We start from the raw sequence: 19,541 nt of genomic DNA, 5'->3' as shown, positions 1-19,541 counted from the left end.
CCTCTATATCGAGGAAAATATGAAATATAGTTTTATATATTTTATTGTCCTATCTTTTTTTACCTCTTTCTACTCTCAAGCTTATGGCGTGAATAAAAAATTTATTGAAGATGGGATCTTTTATATTAGGGGTGGAATTGTAGAGCCTGCGTGTGTTGTATCAACTGAAAGTGAAAACCAAACCATTGATTTGGGTGTTGTAAGTAGTAATAAATTTCATGAGGTAGGAAGTCGTTCTATTCAAATACCTTTTTTTATTAAATTGACTGATTGTAATAAAAATATAAGTGATAAAGTTAGTTTGATTATTTTAGGAAATGAAAATAGCAAGGATAAAAGATTATTCAATATCACAGAGCAGGTAAACTCAGCTTCCGGTGTTGGTATTGCATTATTCGATGATGAAAACGAAATTATAAAACCTAACGTTGTTGGCGAATATAAATTTTTCGAAGAAAATGAATCAAGATTAAAATTTAAAGCAAGTTATTTAGCGACAGAAGAACATGTTAAAGGCGGCAAAGCAGATGCTGTCGTTTGGTTTGTTTTAAATTATAACTAATTAGGTCTATCACTAGAGGTTAATATGTATTTAGCATATAGAAACTATATTGTTTTATTTTTTATTTTTTGCTATTCATCTTTATCTTATGCGGGAGGTGTTGCATTAGCGGCCACTAGAATTATTTATCCATTAGAGGCTAAGCAAACATCAATTACTCTTAGTAATACAGATAATAAATTACGTTTTTTAATTCAATCGTGGGTTGATAATAGCGATGATAAAAAGAGTAATGATTTTATCATTACACCTCCTCTTTTTGTTAGTAAGCCTAATAGTGAAAATACATTAAGAATAATCTATGCGGGAAAAGAACTGCCGAAAGATAGAGAAAGCTTATTTTGGTTAAATACAAAGTCAATACCTGAAATTGAAAGAGAGCAAATTAAAGATAAAAATGTACTTCAATTGGCAGTGTTATCCAGAATAAAAATATTTGTAAGACCTGATGGCTTACAATTTAATTTAGATGATATTCCTAATAGCTTAGAGTTTAAATTCTCTGGGCATGATATGGCAATTAAAAATCCATCACCTTATTACGTGACTTTAGTGAATTTACACTTAGGTGATGAAAAATTAAGCAGCGTAATGGTTCCTCCTATGGAAACGGTCAACGTAAGAATTAATAATCAGAATCATAATAAAATTTCTTATCAAACAATGAATGATTATGGCGCAAGTACTCCAGTAATAATAAAAACAATTGCAAAATAAATCAGTTAAATATGACAATATAAGGTTTTTCTTATGCTGAAATCTAGAACTATAATCTTTAATATTTATATTATATTAGGATCAGTATATTCAAGTTTTTCTTATGCAGATAGTTTTTTTAATCCTAGCTTAATTTCTAGTGTAGAGGGTGAGGTTGCTGATTTATCAAGATTTGATAAAGGGCAAGGACAGCCAGAGGGAACTTATTCAGTAGAAATATATATTAATAATGAATATGTCTCTACAAAAAACATTCTTTTTTATGAAAGTGAAGGTGCTTCAGATGATACAGGGCTATTACCTTGTTTAAAAGCGGATGATTTAACAGCATTTGGTGTAAATTTTATTCATAAAAAAGAAGATATAAACAATGCTTGCATCGATCTCTTAAGTGAAATAGAAAAATCCAGTGTTCGTTTTGATTTTGAACGTCAAAAATTATTTTTAAGTATTCCACAAATAATGTTTAAAAATAATATTCGTGGTTATATCCCACCAGAAAAATGGGATAATGGAATAAATGCTATTTTGTTAAATTATAATTTTACGGGTAGAAATAATAAAAATGATAAAGACGGATCAAATAATAACAATTATTTTTTAAATTTAACACCTGGTATTAATATAGGATCATGGCGTTTTAGGAATGAAAGCTCTTGGATTTATTCTAGAGGACAAAACGATCAAAATAAATGGCGTAATATTAGAACATATGCACAAAAGCCGATTATTTCATTAAAGGCCGATTTGACGGTAGGTGATTCATTTTCTAATGGTTCTATCTTTGATAGCCTTGGTTTTAGAGGTGCTAAATTAGAATCTGATGACAATATGTTACCTGATAGCATGCGTGGATTTGCTCCGACAATTAAGGGAATTGCAAATAGCAATGCCATTGTGACTGTGAAACAAAATGGCTTTGTGATTTATCAGATTTCTGTGCCACCTGGCGCTTTTGAAATAAAAGACCTTTATGCGACTTCAAGTAGCGGTAATTTAGATGTTACAGTCGAAGAAAATAATGGGAAGATTACCCAATTTGTTGTGCCATATTCCAATGTGCCTATTTTACAAAGAGAAGGTCGATTAAAATATGAGCTTATCGCGGGTGAATTTAGAAGCGGTTCAGGCAACCAAGATAAGCCTAATTTTGGCCAATTTAGTTTAATTTATGGTTTACCTTATAATACAACTCTTTATGGTGGTAGTCAGTTCTCAAATAATTATCAATCATATGCTATTGGACTGGGCGGGAATTTAGGAAACCTAGGGGCAATCTCGGCAGATCTTATACAAGCAAATAGTATATTACCTAATGAAGAACATAAGAAAGGGCAATCTGTTCGATTACTCTATGCCAAGTCAATAAATGAGATCGGCACTAATTTCCAGATCATGGGGTATCGATATTCAACTCAAGGCTATTATACGCTAAATGAAGTTAGCTATAAAAGAATGGAAGGGTATGAAATAAGACACCCCGATGGGTTATTTGAAGGTAAGGATCAACTCTCTGATTACCATGATTTGAACTATTCTAAAAAAGGGCGTTTTCAAATTAATATTAGTCAAAAAATAACTAATAATAGCTCTTTATATATTTTAGGTTCTTATCAGAATTATTGGAGAACATCTGAAACTGAACAGTTATGGCAAATTGGATATAGTGGGGATATTAAAAGGATTAACTATAATCTTAGTTTATCCAAAATAAAATCTCCCGGTATGAGTGAAGATAATAAAAATATTGCCTTCAATATTTCCATTCCTATTGATGATCTGTTTAACTCCCATAAAGTTAATGATTTAAAATCTAATAAGAACAGTATGTATGCCGTTTATTCAATGAATAGAAGTAATGATAATGTATTAATACAACAAGCAGGTTTAACGGGAACACTACTTGAAGACAATAATTTAAATTATAATATTCAACAAGGATATGCTCACAATGGTGGAGGATATTCTGGAATGGTTTACGGTAATTATAAAGGAAAATATGCTAATGTCGGGACGGGCTATAATTATAGTAATGATTGGCATGAGTTAAATTATAGTTTAAATGGCGGTATTGTTGCTCACTCTGGTGGTATTACATTAAGCCAACCTTTAGGTGATACAAATATTCTTATCAAGGCTAATAATGCAAATAATATAAAAGTGGAGAATGCAAACGGAGTACTTACGAATAACCAAGGGTATGCCGTTTTACCTTATGCCTCTACTTATAAAAATAATCGGGTTTCATTAGATGTAAATTCATTAGGTGAGAATGTTGAATTAGAAAATTCGATTCTAAATGTTGTTCCTACAAAAGGCGCATTGGTGCAAGCTGAATTTAAAACAAATATCGGCTATCGAGCAATGGTAACTCTAACAAAACAGGGTGGTTCTGCGATCCCATTTGGAGCGATCGTTGTCGATGAGGCGCGTTCTGCTAGTGGAATTGTAGGTGATGATGGTCGTGTGTTTATTTCTGGGTTAGCACCAGTTGGTAAATTAAAAGCCAAATGGGGACAAACAGAAGATAAGCAATGTTTATTTAATTATAAAATTGACGAGACATCATCTAAAGAAAAAGGGATCTATTTTATATCTTCAACTTGCCAACATTAAAAATAGCAACTTAGTGAGTCTATTATGATTAGAGTATTATTATTTGCAGTAATTGCAATTACGTCAAATAGTGCATTTGCCGTTTCTTGTGTGAGTGGTTGTAATGTCAGTGAATATTCAACCTTAAGTGGGCAATTGTCAAAATCTGAAAATAGAATTGGTATGACCAAAGATGCCTCTGAAATTATTTTAACTAATTTAGCGAGGCTAAAATGGAATAGCGGGCAAGCTCAAACATGGGCAACGTATTTAAATGGAAATATACCTTCATCTAATACAAGTAATGGAAGTTGGAACTACTCAAAAATAGATGACTATATTTCTGTTGCATTGAGTGTTGTAAATAATTGTAGAACACTATACGTGCCTTATAATGTTTCAACATTAGATAATGTTTGTGGTGTTCGAAGCTATACTGATGGCGAAGAAACCACAGTCGCAACAAGGAAATATCAAACCAGAATAAGAATTGATAAAGCAATAATTAGTGGAACGTATGTAAATAATATTTTTGTTGGTGAGTTTGGTTTTTGTCAACCACAAAATTGTTCAACTAAACAAGTTGTTATTTCCAAATTATATTTAAACCTGTCAATGACCGTACCTCAATCTTGTACTATTAATTCTGGTCAAGTGGTTAATATTGATTTTGATAATATACCGGCCTCAGGTTTTAAAGAAGCAGGTAAAAAAGCGGAAGGTGTTAGTTCAATTTCTCGTAACTTAAGTATTAAATGTGACAATATGGATGCAAGCGCAGATTTAACTATGCGACTACAAGCTGATTCCGTTAAAGGCAATGCTATTGTCTCTAATAATAAAAGTGTTGGATTTGTTGTTGCGAGTTCGTCTGGATCAGAATTAACACCAAATAATATATCAAGTTTTATTCCATTTAAACTTAATGGAAACTCTGATGCTAATGTCACTATTAGTGTTTATCCTGTCAGTACTGATGGGAACACACCAAATGAAGGCTCTGTAACTTCAAGTGGTTTTTTGCGTGTTGATTTTCCCTAATCTCTATAGGCTCACATTATGAATGAGTTATCGTATTTCTATAAAAAAATAGCACAAGTTATGTTGTTATGGATATCCTTACTCTTTATTGCTTTTACTTTTGTCATTAAAAATGCAAATGCAGAATTAGCGAACGTCAATATTATTATCAAGGCGAATATTGTTGCGAATACTTGTAGAGTTAGCCCTGATTCAATAAATAAATTTGTTGATTTAGGTAAATGGGCAACGAAAGACTTTAAACAAAATAATATGACAGATCCTATTAAATTTACACTTAATCTAACGGATTGTAGTGTGGTAACGAAAGGCGTTAAGGTGACATTTAACGGTGATGTTAATGGCACTGATAATAGTTTGTTTAAACTGGTGGGAAATAATGCTGCAACTAATGTTGGTATTGCCATTTTAGATAAAAATAAAAGCAAAGTGTTGCCTGGTAAAGGAAGCATCATGTACCCAACTGATATGAATAATACTATCACACTTGACTTTTATGCTTACTATCAGGCTATTAATGAATTGGTAACGAGTGGAAGTGCTAATAGTGAAGTTGTATTCACATTAGAATATCTTTAAATAATAAAGGGAACAGAAATGCTCCCTTTGTTTTACAACGCAGATCCTATTTTATAGCAATCTTATTATCAGATTAAATCCAACCTTTAGCTCTAAAGGCTTTTAATGTAGAAACAAAATAGCTCATCTCTTCTGGTGTCCCTAACGTTAAACGACTCCAGCCCAAAGCGGGTGGAAATTCACGACCAACCATAATGTTCGCGTCTTTCATTCTATTTTGATAGGTTTTTACATCGCCTTTCACTTTATGGAATATAAAGTTTGCATGAGAAGGTGCATATTCAATATTTAGCTCTTTTAAGACATCAATTACCATTTGGCGAGAAACATCAATCGATTTGCGGCTATATTCCACATAGGCTTTATCTTTTAATGAAGCTAATGCAGCCACTGCACCCGCAGTGTTGGTATTATCAATAGAAACAAACACATCAACATCGGCAATAACTTCAGGTACAGCAACACCATAACCGACACGTAGCCCAGCTAAAGCATAAATTTTAGAGAAAGTACGAGTCACAATCAGGTTTTTATAACCCGCTTCAACTAATGCAATAGCACTGGTAAATTCAGGCGTTGAAACAAACTCGGCATAAGCTTCATCAATAATAAAAAAGACATTCTCTTTTGCTGATTTTACCCAGTTCGTTAAAGCAGCAGTTGGCGTTAACATCGCGGTTGGATTATTAGGATTACATAAATACACCATGCTGATGCCATCAAACTCTTGCGCTTTTTTCTGCATGGTTACTAAATCGAAAGCTAGAGTATTATCAACGGGTACTTTAACGATTTTTACACCTAAAGGTTCTGCATAAAGCTCGGCATAATTAAAAGTAGGATCAGGCACAATAAGCTGAACGGCTTTACCTTCTTTTTGACCTTTATTAGCGACATATTGAACTGCTGCTTGAATTGTCTCAGATGAGCCATTTCCCAAAGTGATATGTTTATCTGAAAGTTTAAATTCGTTACCTAGCTCGCTAATTAATGCACTACGCGCATCGTCGGGATATCTAAAAGCATTGGGTAAAGCATCAATAATTGCCTGTTTCGCTTTTTGCGACATACCAAGTGAATTTTCATTAAAATTTAGCAGTAACGGATTTTCTGCATTAAAAACCAATTTATTTTTTAGTGTTTCATTGGCATAAGCAGAGCTAACAAATGAACTTAATGAAAGACCACCAATCACTAAGCTTGATGAAGTTAAAAATGACCGACGATTCATGTTATGTTTCCCAAGTAAATTATTCTATGTTTTATTAGTTCTCATAGATTACTAAAAAAAAGATAGAAGTAAATAAATATGATAAAAAAATAATTATCTATTCATTTCTTGCTATGAGGAAAGAGGCTATTGTCGTACTTAATCTTGCTAAGCTTGAGGATGAAAGAGGGTTGTTAATTGATTGTTTACATGATGAGTAGTTGAATGAAGAGTACTTGAGTGATGAGTATTATTAGGCTTTACCACAGCACCAATTCTTTCATTACATATTTTTGTTGCATAAATATTCTTATGCCATAAAAAGCTATCTCGTCGAAATGCTCAATCGACACCTTTTTTATTTTTATATAAAAATAATTTGATAATCACTTGTGTAAAATAAACGGAAATACAGATATTTAAATTTTCATAAATATTTCTAAATAAAATGCCTTAATAAAGTTCACTCAAGATAATCAGGTAAATTCAAGCAATATAACGATTTTTCTCCTATTTTTGTGAGGAATATCAACTCTCCTTAAATAAAGCTTTCCATTAATTATAATAAACAGACAACGAAAACGTTTGCATAATATTTTTATGTCGATAGAATTCGTCAGATTTTTTTGGCCTGGTGAAATTAATAGGGGGTTAAAGTGTCTCAGGACAACAATTATAGTCAGGGCCCTGTGCCCATATCCGCAAGAAAGGGTGGATTGGCGTTAACCTTTGTGATGTTGGGATTAACGTTTTTTTCAGCCAGTATGTGGACTGGCGGCGCTCTTGGTACTGGTCTTTCCTTTAATGATTTCTTCCTCGCAGTTCTAATTGGTAATCTTCTTCTTGGTATCTACACCGCATTTCTTGGTTTTATTGGTTCAAAAACAGGTCTTACTACTCATCTTCTCGCGCGTTACTCTTTCGGTATTAAAGGTTCTTGGCTTCCCTCATTTTTACTCGGTGGTACTCAGGTTGGTTGGTTTGGTGTGGGTGTGGCAATGTTTGCCATTCCGGTAGGAAAAGCCACTGGTATTGATATTAATCTCCTCATCGCCGTTTCCGGCATTTTAATGACCATCACTGTATTCTTCGGCATTTCTGCTCTCACCATTCTCTCTATCATTGCTGTTCCAGCTATCGCTATCCTTGGCAGTTACTCTGTTTATCTTGCTATACATGATATGGGCGGGCTTTCAACGTTAATGGACGTTAAACCCGCTCAGTCATTAGATTTCAATTTGGCGCTGGCAATGGTAGTCGGATCGTTTATTAGTGCGGGAACGCTTACGGCTGATTTTGTTCGCTTTGGACGAAATCCTAAAGTCGCAGTGGTAGTCGCAATTATTGCCTTCTTCTTAGGTAATACATTGATGTTTGTCTTTGGCGCTGCTGGTGCCGCCTCACTGGGAATGGCAGATATTTCGGATGTGATGATTGCGCAAGGATTATTACTTCCAGCGATTATCGTGCTCGGCTTAAATATTTGGACAACCAATGATAATGCGTTATATGCCTCTGGATTAGGCTTTGCCAATATTACAGGCTTATCAAGTAAAAAGCTTTCAGTGATAAATGGCATTGTCGGTACACTGTGTGCATTATGGCTCTATAATAACTTTGTAGGCTGGTTAACCTTTTTATCTGCTGCGATCCCACCTGTTGGTGGCGTTATTATTGCAGATTATCTGATGAACAAAGCACGCTATAACACCTTTAATGCTGCCACGATGCAATCGGTTAACTGGGTAGCGTTACTGGCAGTTGCAATTGGTATTATGGCAGGGCACTGGTTACCAGGCATCGTACCTGTTAATGCAGTATTAGGCGGTGCAATTAGTTATGCTGTGTTAAATCCAATATTAAATCGTCGTACAGCTCGACAAGTGGAGATAAGTCATGCTGGGTAAGAATATCGAACAAATTAATCATGCTCGTCTAGTTGGAAAAGACGGTTTGTGGCGTATTACGCTTAAGAACAATAAAATTGAAACGATAGAGCCACAACCTGAAAATAATTTTCATCCTGAAGCATTAGATGCGCAAGGTGGTTTAGTTCACGCTCCTTTTGTTGAACCTCATATTCATTTAGATACAACTCAAACCGCAGGGCAACCGAATTGGAATCAATCGGGAACGTTATTTGAAGGTATTGAGCGTTGGGCAGAAAGAAAAGCGTTGTTAACTCATGACGATGTTAAACAACGCGCATGGCAAACGCTTCAATGGCAAATTGCTAATGGTATTCAACATGTTAGAACCCATGTGGATGTTTCTGATGCATCACTCACAGCATTAAAAGCCATGCTGGAAGTGAAAGAAGAAATTAAACCTTGGGTTGATTTGCAAATTGTTGCTTTTCCGCAAGAAGGCATTTTATCTTATCCTAATGGTGAAGCTTTATTAGAAGAAGCATTAAAATTAGGTGCGGATGTTGTTGGTGCTATTCCACACTTTGAATTTACGCGTGAATATGGTGTTGAATCACTGCATAAAACCTTTGCATTAGCACAAAAATACGATCGTTTAATAGATGTTCATTGTGATGAAATTGATGATGAACAATCTCGTTTTGTTGAAACTGTTGCCGCTTTAGCACATAAAGAAAATATGGGTTCAAGAGTGACAGCAAGTCATACAACTGCAATGCATTCTTATAATGGGGCTTATACTTCGCGTTTATTCCGTTTATTAAGAATGTCTGGTATTAACTTTGTGGCAAACCCTTTGGTTAATATTCACTTGCAAGGTCGTTTTGATACTTATCCAAAGCGTCGTGGTATTACTCGTGTAAAAGAGATGCTAGAAAGCAATATTAATGTTTGTTTTGGTCATGATGATGTTTTTGATCCTTGGTATCCATTAGGCACAGCAAATATGCTCCAAGTTCTACATATGGGGCTGCATGTTTGCCAATTAATGGGTTATGGTCAAATTGATAATGGGTTACAGTTAATTAGCCATAACAGTGCGAAAACATTGGCTTTAACGGACTACGGTGTCGAAATAGGAAATAGTGCAAACTTTATTATTCTGCCTGCGGATAATGGATTTGATGCTTTACGTCGTCAAGTGCCTGTGCGTTATTCAATTCGCCACGGTAAAGTGATTGCACAAACAGAGCCTGCGAAAACAGCAATTATGTTAGATAAACCGACACCAGTTAATTATAAATAATCTAACAAGTTAGATCCTCGAATAACAGATAAAACGGATAAGTTGCTTAATCACTTATCCGTTATTTTTTTATAAAGATTTAACACCTGTTTTCTTTTTATTTTGCTAAATATTTTGCCAGATAAATAAAAATTCGCTTATTCGCATTTGTGTAAAAATAAACCATTGCAGATTTATTCGATTCAACTAGAATAACGCACGGTTAGACCCTCTCCGTATTACTGCGGCTGCTATCCCTTTAATCTGAGAGGTTTTTTATGTCTATACAAAGAGATCGTGGTTGGCGCCAATGTGTTAACCGCAAAAATAAACATCAAGAAATGGGTTGTTCACGAGAGATGTTTAAACCAGAAAAAAAATGGTCTAATTTATATACTCGATCACTAAAAATGACCAGAGCTGCGCAACTTGGAATTGAATACCCAAGAATTTCTCGTAGTCAGCGTCGATTAAATGCGTTATCTGATAGTGAGTAATAATGAATATCTTATTTATTTGCAGTAAAAATCAATGGCGAAGCCCGACCGCAGAACTGTTGTTTGCAGATAGAGAAGGCATTAATACACTTTCAGCGGGTACGCGCAAAGATGCGCAATGTGTGGTTGATAATGAATTACTAAAATGGGCTGATTTAGTGCTTGTCATGGAATCTAAACATTTAAATCGATTATCTGCACATTTTCCGGCAGCCATGCGCTATAAAAAAGCCCATGTATTAGGAATACCTGATAATTATCGCTTTAATGATCCGGCATTAATTGAACTCCTCGAACAGAAAGTTCGGTCTTATTTGCCAATGGAAGCACAGCTTCCAACTAAATAATGTTTTGATCTTGATAAAAAAACGCTCAGCCTAAAATAAGACTGGGCGTTTTTTATATCTGAAAATTTTATATATGGATAAATATCAGAAGAACGGATTAGATTTTCATTATCGGCTATTTTTTCTGATCAGCGCCGCTAATTGTGCAAGTTCTTCATCACTAGCACGTTCAGAATCATGCGATGAAAGATAACCCGGATATTTATCAAAGAAAATTTTCTGTTTATTTTCAATAGGCGCCCATTTTGTCATATCACCAGTACCGTGCATCGGACTAAGTTTGCTATGAACATGATCAACGCCAAATCCTTCAAAAAACATTCCTGAACGAGAAACATCAGGAAATGTTTTATCTAAGATTTTTGCCACTTTTTTTGTCGCGATCACTAATAAAGCTAAGGCTTCATCACTAAGATCAAAAGCGTAACTTGGATAGTGTTTTTTAGGAATAACAACGGTAAAGCCTTTGGTATTTGGAAATATAGACAGAAATGCAAGGTGGTGCTCGTCTTCCCAAATTTTATGGCAAGGTGCCTTTCCAGCAACGATTTGACAGAAAATACAATTATCCATAGTAACCTCTAGCCAAAAATGAGCTGATATCTCAGCAAAATTAATGCTAAAAAGATAGCTTTATGTGTAATTTTTTTCAAAACTTAACCAAGTAATGATAATAAAAATCAAAATGATAAGAATAAAATGATAAAAATAAAAGGAAAAGGGGGGAAGAAAGAAGATATTACAAAGAAAAACCCTTAGCGAGTAACGAAACTTACTAAGGGTTCGGAATAGCTGCAAATTACAGTAGGTTTCTTTCCGCTAAATCAAGCGCAAAGTAAGACAGAATTAAATCGGCACCTGCGCGTTTTATTGAACCTAAAGTTTCCATTACCACTCGATCTTCATCGATTGCACCAGCTAATGCTGCAAATTTAATTTGAGCATATTCACCGCTGATTTGATAAGCCGCTAAAGGTAATAAAGTGCGTTCACGCACATCACGAATAATATCTAAATATGCACCCGCTGGTTTTACCATCAGCATATCAGCGCCTTCTTGCTCATCAATTAATGATTCACGGATCGCTTCACGGCGGTTCATTGGATTCATTTGATAAGTTTTACGATCACCAATTAAGCGAGAGCCTGCTGCATCACGGAAAGGACCATATAAGGCAGAAGCAAATTTAGTCGAATAAGAAACAATACCGGTGTCGCTAAATCCTGCTTTATCAAGAGCGGCACGAATAGCGGCAACTTGACCGTCCATTGCTGCTGATGGCGCAATAAAATCAGCACCCGCTTGTGCAGCAGCAACCGCTTGAAGCCCTAAATTATAGATAGTTTCGTCATTATCAACATGTTCACCATGTAAAACACCACAGTGACCATGCGATGTGTATTCACAAAAACAGGTATCAGACATGACAATCATTTCTGGTACTGCATCTTTACAAATACGAGACATGCGAGAAACTAAGCCATCACTTTTCCAAGCATCACTTCCTGTTTCATCAAGGTGATGGGATACCCCAAAAGTCATGACAGTTTTAATGCCAGCCTTTGCAATACGTTCAATTTCATAAGCAAGACGTTTTTCAGGAATACGAACGACACCTGGCATGCTTTTAATCGGTTGGTAATCATCAAGCCCTTCTTCTACAAAGATAGGCAGAGCGAGATCATTTTTAGTCAATGTTGTTTCTTGAAAGAGCGCGCGCAGGTTTTCGGACTGGCGTAGTCTTCTTAAACGCTGGATGGATTGTTCGTTGCTCACAATATCTCCTTTTTATGGCCAGTACTAACAAGTATTTACCGAGGTAGTATAAACCTTAATATCAATAGATAGAATACACGTCATACTTCAAACTGTAGCGTTGTTGGCTATGTTCATTCATTACTCGTCATACTTCAAATTGTAGCGTTGTTGGCTATGTTCATTCATTACTCGTCATACTTCAAATTGTAGCGTTGTTGGCTATGTTCATTCATTACTCGTCATACTTCAAATTGTAGCGTTGTTGGCTATGTTCATTCATTACTCGTCATACTTCAAACTGTAGCGTTGTTGACTACGTTCATTCGCACTAGTCACATACTTATGTATGCTCCTAGCGACTCATTCACTTGTCGCCTAGCTACATTTTGAATTATTTAGAGTATAGAAAGTTAGTTATAGAATAGAGGAATAGAGGAATAGATGAGGGGGAAATAAAAAAGAGCAGGATAATTTCTACTCTTTAAATTGATTGCTACTCATTTTTTAATGAGAAGATTATTTTTTTGTCTCTTCTTCTAATGCAGCGACCATTTGAATTTTACAAGCCGCAACAATTTGAGTTAAACCGTCTTGGAATTCTGCGCGAGAGCCAATTTCAGATTTGGCTTCACGTAAAGAATTAACAACTTCAATAGCACCTTCAGTGAATTGCGCTTCAGTTGCTTCTAGTTTTGCAAAATCAAATTTCTTCGCACTCAGAGAGGCCATTGCATCTTTAGCAATTTTCTCTGCTGGCTCTTTTGTATCATAAGCTTTAATTGAGATATCTTTAAAGGTATCGCAGTAATCATCAGCCATTTTTGTTGGGTTTGCGAACGCAACAGCAGGTAATAATAGCAGAGATAAGAGAAGTGGTTTCATTTTAGCCTCATGTTTATTTTTTAGTACGTACTTATTGTAGTGTAACATATAAACAGGAGTGACGATAAATCAGAATAAGTGTAAAAATATAAATGGTTAATGTTTTTAATCCTATTGTTTTTAACTATTTTCGTTATAATTGCGTTTAGGGACAATAAGCTAGCAACTTTTGTCTTAATAAATTTTACAATTCACAATAAATAAAATAACTAAAAATATAATAATATTAGGATTTATCTTTATTTACATTTCAAATGGTCAGTTTTTATTTGTGTTAAAAATAATAAAATGTATGTTTTAAATATAAAGTTCAGAATAAAAAATAGTTAAATGATCATTAGCTATCATTGAGGTAATTTTAACATATTGTATTTAATAGGTTAATTTGTGTTCATGCGGGCAATGATAGCAAAGACTCTAATTTTATTATTTAATCTAAATAACATTAAAAATATTAAACAAAAAGAATATTTGATGGTAACTATTAGTTAAAAACACCAAAAGAAAACAAACTCATTATCATTTGAGTAATATAAAAATAATTTGAATAGAAATATTGAGGTGGGTAAAAGAGAAAAAAATCCCCTCTACAAGGATAGAGGGGTAGCTAAATGAATAAAGAATGGTTTATTTCGAGATTGAGTATATAGGAAATTTGAAATCAAATTTTGTTTATTTGTGCAGCACAAAAAGGTTAGAAAACAGAATAAAAATATGTGCAAATACTCAATTCGAAAATAAACGGATTATTGACGATAGGCTGTCTTAATTTGGCTAATCGTATTACGGAATGTCTCTGCTTGTTTTTCGTCATCAACTTCTGCAATAGCACGTTCAATATTTAAAATAACACGCCCAGCATCTGCTTGACCTAATGCTTTTAACATATAGGTGACTAGTGTTTTTAAGCAAGCCACTTCTTCTGCCAATGTTTCTACATCTGCTTGTGTTTTAAACTTTTCGTTCATTATCTACGTTCCTTTGTCTTTAATTTATAAATCATATCAAGCTAGGTCATAAGAATAGCAAAGTCTCAGCGAGGTATGAATAGTGATAATGAAAGCATTTTATCATATCGAAATTGTTAGCATGATAAAGAGACAAAATAGCCAGTGATCCCATTTGTTTGTTGAAATCACGCTATACTTTGAACGTTATGCATTGAACATTAATACAAACAAAATGTGGTAAAACAACCATTGTGAGCAATAAGAAAAAATGCAGAAAAAGAAGGGAGAATAATATGAATGAAGAACAACTATTACATGCCATCACTCATTATCCCGCACTTTATCAGCGCAAATCAGGAAATACACATAAGGGAACATTTGGCACATTAGGTATTGTTGGTAGCTCAGAAGGAATGAGCGGTGCTATTGTATTAGCAGGTAAAAGTGCATTAAAAGCAGGGTGTGGGAAGGTATTTCTTGGTTTTGCTCAGTCACAACTTCCTGTTCCTTTTATTGATAGTGCGCCAGAGCTTATGCTTAAAACATCACAAACATTGATAAATCAGCAAGACATTTCTGCTTGGGCGATTGGGTGTGGATTGGGATTATCTGCAAATTCTGAAGAAATCTTATCAACAGTTTTAGTACAGCGTAATGAAAATAGACCTTATGTTTTTGATGCGGACGCATTAGTACTCATGGCTAATTTTAAATCAGAACTCTCACTTAATCAGCACTGTGTATTAACCCCACATCCTAAAGAAGCGTCTATTTTGCTTAATTGCACGCTAAATGATATTCAAAATAATAGAGAAGAAGCAGCGAAAGAAATTGCGAAGATTTATCATTGTTGGGCAATTATTAAAGGTCAACATACCGTAGTGACTTCTCCGAAAGGCGAAATCACAATTAATACAACCGGTAATAGTGGATTATCAACAGCAGGGAGTGGTGATGTGCTAACAGGCGTTATGGGCAGTTTTTTAGCACAAGGAATGTCAATGTCGGATGCGGTGAAAAGTGCCGTTTGGATACACGGAATGTCGGCAGATCTCTTAGTTAAAAAAGGTATTGGACCAATAGGATTAACTGCATCAGAATTGATTGATGCTATCCGAAATATTCGCAATCAAATATGTACGTTAACACAGCAACATAATGCAAACTATTTTGAATAATCACTTTTATTTTTTAGCTTAACGTATTAATAATTAAAGTAGGTTTATATTAAGATTAGGTTGTTTTTAGTTAATTCACTCACAGTAATCTTTGGGTTATTGCGATAAGATTAAGGCAAATGGAGAGTTGAGAGGAGTTATTATGTATAAAACGATTTTAGTGCCTATTGATATTGTGGAAGAAGAGTTAACCAGTAAAGCGGTACGACATGCTGTGTATTTAGCAAAAGAAACAGGAGCTAACTTACACTTAATTCATGTTCTTCCTATCTCTTCAGCAATCATTAATGCTTATTCATTGGGTTATCCAGAAATTAAAGATAAAGCGACAGTAAAAGCAGAGAATGATATGCAAATGTTGGTAGATTCGGTGGATTTGCCTGCTGAAAAGGTCGCTTATACGGTTACTTTTGGCTCCCCTCGTGATGAAATTTTAGTCACAGCAAAAGATATTCAAGCAGACTTAATTGTGATTGGTTCACGTAGACCTAATATTAGCACTCATTTATTAGGCTCTACGGCTGCGGGCGTTGTTCGCTATGCTGAAATTTCAGTGTTAGTTGTTCGTTAATATATTACTAATATGCTATGAGCATTCCTCATAGCATATTTTTTAGTTTTTTTGCGTAGCTTAACTTATTTATTCAATAAGCAGTTTATTGAATAAATAGTCTAGAACGTGGGTAAGAATGGAAAAATTTACCGAAGAACTTTTAAGGCTCGATCATTTTATTCTACGCATCTTACGCTATTATGTAATAGGCTCTATTTTCTTTTTCTTAGGTTTATTACCCGGCGTATTAGGGTTTTATTTAATTGAAGGGCATACCTTTATGGAATCTTCATTAAATGCAATCTCTATGTTAAGTGGTCAACCGGTAGAGCCAGCACCTGCAACCCCAACAGGGCGCTTTTTTATTGCAATCTATGGTTTATTTCTTCAGTGTGTTTTTATTTTATCAATTGGGCTTGTAGTGACACCTTTTATTCATCGACAATTGCATAAATGGCATCTTGAGGAAGATTAAATAAGCAAGCTGTGGGTTCAACGCTACAATAATAAACAGACAATAATCTGATAATGAGGAGTTGCTATGTACAAGACAATTCTAGTACCTGTTGATATTTCAGAAGATGAGTTAACGACTAAAGCTTTACAACACGCTGTTTATATTGCCAAATTAGAAGGTGCAAAACTGCATCTTTTCCATGCTATTCCTGATATTTCACGTTTCTCTATTAGTTATAGTTACCATTATGACATGCTCAGTTCTTTTGCAAATAAAGCACTTGAGCGTGTACAAGAACAACTGCAAGAATTAGCTAATGGTATCGATTTACCAACTGAACAAGTTGAATTTTCAGCCGTATTTGGTTCCGCGAGAGATAAAGTTTTAGAGCTTGCTGAAAAAATTCATGCTGATTTGATTGTAATAGGCTCTCGTCGTCCAAGTATTTCAACACACCTATTAGGCTCCAATGCATCAGGTATTGTCGCTTATGCCAAACAATCCGTATTAGTTGTTCGCTAAAATCTTTATAAATATTAGAAAATAGTATGAAACCCCTAGATATCTATTTAGGGGTTTTTTATTTTTGCATTTAAGCATTGCTATTTTAAATTGATTTGTGCGTGTGATTGCTTATTAATGCGGTTTTATTTTAAATACTCGGATCTTTATTGATTGAGAATGATAGTCATTCTAAAGTGAGGTGATTATTATTAATTAGAGATGAGTATTATGTTGAATAATAAAAATTTTGTTGTTATGGATGTTGAACAATTTCCTGTTATTACAATGAAAATTTTTCCAGAAACATTGGAAGATGCAAATAACTGGATTGCAGAAATGGATGTTGTACTAAACGAAAAAAGAAAATTTGTCTTGGTTTACCCATCTATCAACAAAAAAGATAAAGAGCATAAAAAAGAAGATATGGAGGGGATGAAAGCGGTTAGGCGCTGGCTTAAAGAGGGGAAAGCGCTTCTCAGTGAATATTGTGCTGGCATGATAATGACCGCCGATCCACAAAAAAATGATAAAGAGCAATTAGTACAACTCTCTTCTGTTATTTCTGCTGTTTATGGTGTTTCTGTATTTGTTGCAGAAACGCTGGATGGATCGTATATCCAAGCTGATGAATTAATGAAGTAATTAAATCTTATTAATTTCCTGCATTAAATTAGTTTATAAAGCACTTGTATGAGTGCTTTTTTATTAAAAAAGTGATAGCTATTTGATGATGCGATTTAAAAACAAGAATGGGTATTTATCATTGTATTGTACTTTCCTATGCCAATATTTATGGCTATCCATCGATAAAATTGATCTACTTACTGCCTAAAATATTTTATTTGTTCATAATAGTATTGAAAGATAATAGAGCGAGAAACGAGCTATGCTGATAAACTTTATATTAGCAGTGGCACGTTTTTGATTAAAACTAAGGCATAGTATGGATAATGAGATAATGGCGGAGTGTACAGCCATTTCACAAGATAAACAGCGGGAAATTACCAAGTTATGTATTCAAACTGCGTTGTTGTTATTGCAACATGGCGCAGAAAGTATGCTAGTCGAACAGCTTTCAACCCGTCTAGGTTTAGCTTTAGGTGTACATCAAGTCGAAAGCGCAATTTCTGCTAATGCAGTTGTATTAACCACGATTGTTAACGGGCATTGCCAAACATCAACACGAAAGATAGTCGATCGTGGCATTAATATGCATGTTGTAACCGAAGTTCAGCATATTGTTATTTTGGTTGAACATCATCTTGCAGATATTCATGAAGCCAGAAAACGCTTTGAGCATATAAAACCATTACGTTATCCACGTTGGGCGATTATTTTTATGGTTGCCTTATCTTGTGGTTGTTTCTCTAAATTAAATGGTGGTAATTGGGATGGCTTTTTAGTTTCTGCCATTGGTGGTGGTCTTGGTATGTTTGTACGCCAAGCATTAACACATCGTCAAATGAATCCATTAATTAATTTCTGTATTACGGCATTTGTGGCGACTTCAGTTTCAGGTCTATTATTAAAGCTCTCTTATTTTCAAACGACGGCGACTATTTCGATGGCTGCCAGCGTCTTATTGTTAGTTCCTGGATTTCCTTTAATTAATGCTGTTGCTGATATGTTTAAAGGGCACGTTAATACTGGCTTAGCGCGTTGGGCAATGGCAACAATGTTAACATTGGCAACCTGTTTAGGGGTTATTTTAGCCATGGCGGTATGGGGGTTAAGAGATTGGGCATAATAACGATAATTCTTACCCTAATTGAAGATATGATTTTAGCCGCTATTCCTGCTGTGGGTTTTGCGATGGTATTTAATGTGCCTTCAAGGGCATTAAAATATTGTGCATTATTAGGCGCAATAGGTCACGGCTCTCGTACGGTTTTAGTAATGAGTGGTATGAACATTGAATGGGCAAGTTTTTGTGCCGCGATTTTAGTGGGGTGCATTGGTATTCAATGGTCACGCTGGTGGCTTGCACACCCTAAAGTCTTTACTGTTGCAGCGGTTATTCCGATGTTCCCCGGAATAAATGCATATATAGCGATGATCTCAGTGGTGAAGTTAACGCAAATTGGTTATAGCGCGGAAATTTTTGAAGCTTTAGTTACTAATTTCCTTAAAGCTTCATTTATTGTCGGTGCGCTCTCTATCGGGCTATCCTTGCCGGGATTGTGGTTATATCGCAAGCGTCCGAGTGTATAATGACTTACATCGCGTGTTGCAGAGAGTTTAATGTTATGTCCAGTTCATTTTTATCGGAAATAATAATTTGAATTCGTAATTTATTCTCAGATTCTAAACTGGCATGCGCTTTAACATCTTCGTTATTCGCATGCTTTTTTGTTATCTCGACTAATTCATCCATCAAATTCAGCATATTCTCATTCATTTTTAAATTTCTCCAAATCATTGATGGACTAAACCATAGCAAATCCCTTTTGCGTTAATGTCGAGAATAACGGCTTTTTCTATCACCATTCACGCTTATTGTTTTATTTTTTATACAAAAAATAGCAAGAAAGATTGCCCAAAATAAATAAAAAAAAGG

At 34.8% G+C, this 19,541-nt stretch carries 22 protein-coding genes; 16 read left to right on the top strand and 6 right to left on the bottom strand.

Features of this window, described 5'->3' with window-relative positions; all coding sequences use genetic code 11:
• The first annotated feature begins 19 nt into the window (after positions 1-19).
• Genes BTA34_RS08835 through BTA34_RS08815 form a run of 5 tightly spaced genes read left to right on the top strand, consistent with a single transcriptional unit; the run spans position 20 to position 5,494 of the window.
• Positions 20-562 carry a fimbrial protein gene (locus tag BTA34_RS08835; RefSeq protein WP_151435326.1) on the top strand — a complete coding sequence of 181 codons (543 nt, stop codon included), beginning with the start codon at positions 20-22 and terminating at the stop codon, positions 560-562.
• Positions 563-586: 24 nt separating this feature from the next.
• A complete protein-coding gene (locus BTA34_RS08830; RefSeq protein ID WP_151435325.1) occupies positions 587-1,279 on the top strand; it encodes a fimbria/pilus periplasmic chaperone in 693 nt (230 codons plus the stop codon).
• 33 nt (positions 1,280-1,312) lie between these two features.
• Positions 1,313-3,895, top strand: coding sequence for a fimbrial biogenesis usher protein (locus tag BTA34_RS08825; RefSeq protein WP_151435324.1), 2,583 nt, complete (start codon positions 1,313-1,315; stop codon positions 3,893-3,895).
• Positions 3,896-3,919: 24 nt separating this feature from the next.
• Positions 3,920-4,915: a fimbrial protein gene (locus tag BTA34_RS08820; RefSeq protein ID WP_151435323.1), complete on the top strand. Its 996-nt coding sequence runs from the start codon at positions 3,920-3,922 to the stop codon at positions 4,913-4,915.
• Positions 4,916-4,933: 18 nt separating this feature from the next.
• Positions 4,934-5,494 carry a fimbrial protein gene (locus BTA34_RS08815; protein ID WP_151435322.1) on the top strand — a complete coding sequence of 187 codons (561 nt, stop codon included), beginning with the start codon at positions 4,934-4,936 and terminating at the stop codon, positions 5,492-5,494.
• Positions 5,495-5,567: 73 nt separating this feature from the next.
• Here the strand turns inward: BTA34_RS08815 and BTA34_RS08810 are convergent, their stop codons facing one another.
• Positions 5,568-6,725, bottom strand: a complete 1,158-nt coding sequence (locus BTA34_RS08810; RefSeq protein ID WP_151435321.1) for a pyridoxal phosphate-dependent aminotransferase — start codon at positions 6,723-6,725, stop codon at positions 5,568-5,570.
• A gap of 635 nt (positions 6,726-7,360) precedes the next feature.
• Here BTA34_RS08810 and codB point away from each other — a divergent pair.
• The 4 genes from codB to BTA34_RS08790 all read left to right on the top strand — a co-directional run bounded on the left by codB (position 7,361) and on the right by BTA34_RS08790 (position 10,701).
• Entirely contained in the window at positions 7,361-8,611 is a 1,251-nt protein-coding gene (codB, locus tag BTA34_RS08805; RefSeq protein WP_151435320.1) for a cytosine permease, read from the top strand.
• On the top strand, positions 8,601-9,878 hold the full coding sequence (locus tag BTA34_RS08800) for a cytosine deaminase (protein WP_151435319.1): 1,278 nt from the start codon (positions 8,601-8,603) through the stop codon (positions 9,876-9,878). Before codB ends, BTA34_RS08800 begins: the two co-directional genes overlap by 11 nt.
• A 257-nt stretch (positions 9,879-10,135) precedes the next feature.
• A complete protein-coding gene (locus BTA34_RS08795; RefSeq protein ID WP_099075545.1) occupies positions 10,136-10,354 on the top strand; it encodes a hypothetical protein in 219 nt (72 codons plus the stop codon).
• A 2-nt stretch (positions 10,355-10,356) separates the two neighbouring features.
• Positions 10,357-10,701, top strand: coding sequence for a low molecular weight protein tyrosine phosphatase family protein (locus BTA34_RS08790; protein WP_151435318.1), 345 nt, complete (start codon positions 10,357-10,359; stop codon positions 10,699-10,701).
• A gap of 108 nt (positions 10,702-10,809) precedes the next feature.
• Here the strand turns inward: BTA34_RS08790 and BTA34_RS08785 are convergent, their stop codons facing one another.
• The 4 genes from BTA34_RS08785 to BTA34_RS08770 form a co-directional block, all read right to left on the bottom strand.
• On the bottom strand, positions 10,810-11,274 hold the full coding sequence (locus tag BTA34_RS08785) for an HIT family protein (protein WP_151435317.1): 465 nt from the start codon (positions 11,272-11,274) through the stop codon (positions 10,810-10,812).
• A gap of 226 nt (positions 11,275-11,500) precedes the next feature.
• Complete coding sequence (gene hemB / locus BTA34_RS08780; RefSeq protein WP_072064069.1) at positions 11,501-12,478, bottom strand: porphobilinogen synthase; 978 nt, start codon at positions 12,476-12,478, stop codon at positions 11,501-11,503.
• A 498-nt stretch (positions 12,479-12,976) separates the two neighbouring features.
• Positions 12,977-13,342 (bottom strand): hypothetical protein, encoded by a 366-nt coding sequence (locus BTA34_RS08775; RefSeq protein ID WP_151435316.1) that lies wholly within the window; start codon positions 13,340-13,342, stop codon positions 12,977-12,979.
• A 746-nt stretch (positions 13,343-14,088) separates the two neighbouring features.
• Complete coding sequence (locus BTA34_RS08770; protein WP_006536484.1) at positions 14,089-14,310, bottom strand: DUF2594 family protein; 222 nt, start codon at positions 14,308-14,310, stop codon at positions 14,089-14,091.
• A gap of 275 nt (positions 14,311-14,585) precedes the next feature.
• Here BTA34_RS08770 and BTA34_RS08765 point away from each other — a divergent pair, with 275 nt between their 5' ends.
• From BTA34_RS08765 to BTA34_RS08735, 7 genes are all read left to right on the top strand, one after another.
• On the top strand, positions 14,586-15,470 hold the full coding sequence (locus BTA34_RS08765; RefSeq protein ID WP_151435315.1) for an NAD(P)H-hydrate dehydratase: 885 nt from the start codon (positions 14,586-14,588) through the stop codon (positions 15,468-15,470).
• 142 nt (positions 15,471-15,612) lie between these two features.
• Positions 15,613-16,041, top strand: coding sequence for a universal stress protein (locus tag BTA34_RS08760; protein ID WP_036912874.1), 429 nt, complete (start codon positions 15,613-15,615; stop codon positions 16,039-16,041).
• Between the two features lie 118 nt (positions 16,042-16,159).
• On the top strand, positions 16,160-16,498 hold the full coding sequence (locus BTA34_RS08755) for a hypothetical protein (RefSeq protein WP_072064066.1): 339 nt from the start codon (positions 16,160-16,162) through the stop codon (positions 16,496-16,498).
• 66 nt (positions 16,499-16,564) lie between these two features.
• Positions 16,565-17,002, top strand: a complete 438-nt coding sequence (locus tag BTA34_RS08750; RefSeq protein WP_151435314.1) for a universal stress protein — start codon at positions 16,565-16,567, stop codon at positions 17,000-17,002.
• 210 nt (positions 17,003-17,212) lie between these two features.
• Complete coding sequence (locus tag BTA34_RS08745) at positions 17,213-17,626, top strand: hypothetical protein (protein WP_151435313.1); 414 nt, start codon at positions 17,213-17,215, stop codon at positions 17,624-17,626.
• Positions 17,627-17,927: 301 nt separating this feature from the next.
• Complete coding sequence (locus BTA34_RS08740) at positions 17,928-18,731, top strand: threonine/serine ThrE exporter family protein (RefSeq protein ID WP_099075539.1); 804 nt, start codon at positions 17,928-17,930, stop codon at positions 18,729-18,731.
• On the top strand, positions 18,722-19,195 hold the full coding sequence (locus tag BTA34_RS08735; RefSeq protein ID WP_196569123.1) for a threonine/serine exporter: 474 nt from the start codon (positions 18,722-18,724) through the stop codon (positions 19,193-19,195). The genes BTA34_RS08740 and BTA34_RS08735 overlap by 10 nt, the downstream gene beginning before the upstream one ends.
• A gap of 4 nt (positions 19,196-19,199) precedes the next feature.
• Here BTA34_RS08735 and BTA34_RS08730 read toward each other — a convergent pair whose 3' ends face one another.
• A complete protein-coding gene (locus BTA34_RS08730) occupies positions 19,200-19,382 on the bottom strand; it encodes a hypothetical protein (RefSeq protein ID WP_036912881.1) in 183 nt (60 codons plus the stop codon).
• Between the last annotated feature and the right edge of the window lie 159 nt (positions 19,383-19,541).

The sequence above is a fragment of the Proteus sp. CD3 genome (genome assembly GCF_008808075.1).
GTDB lineage: Bacteria > Pseudomonadota > Gammaproteobacteria > Enterobacterales > Enterobacteriaceae > Proteus > Proteus appendicitidis.
Note: the sequence above shows the minus strand (reverse complement) of the source record. Positions and strands in the feature narration are given on the sequence as shown.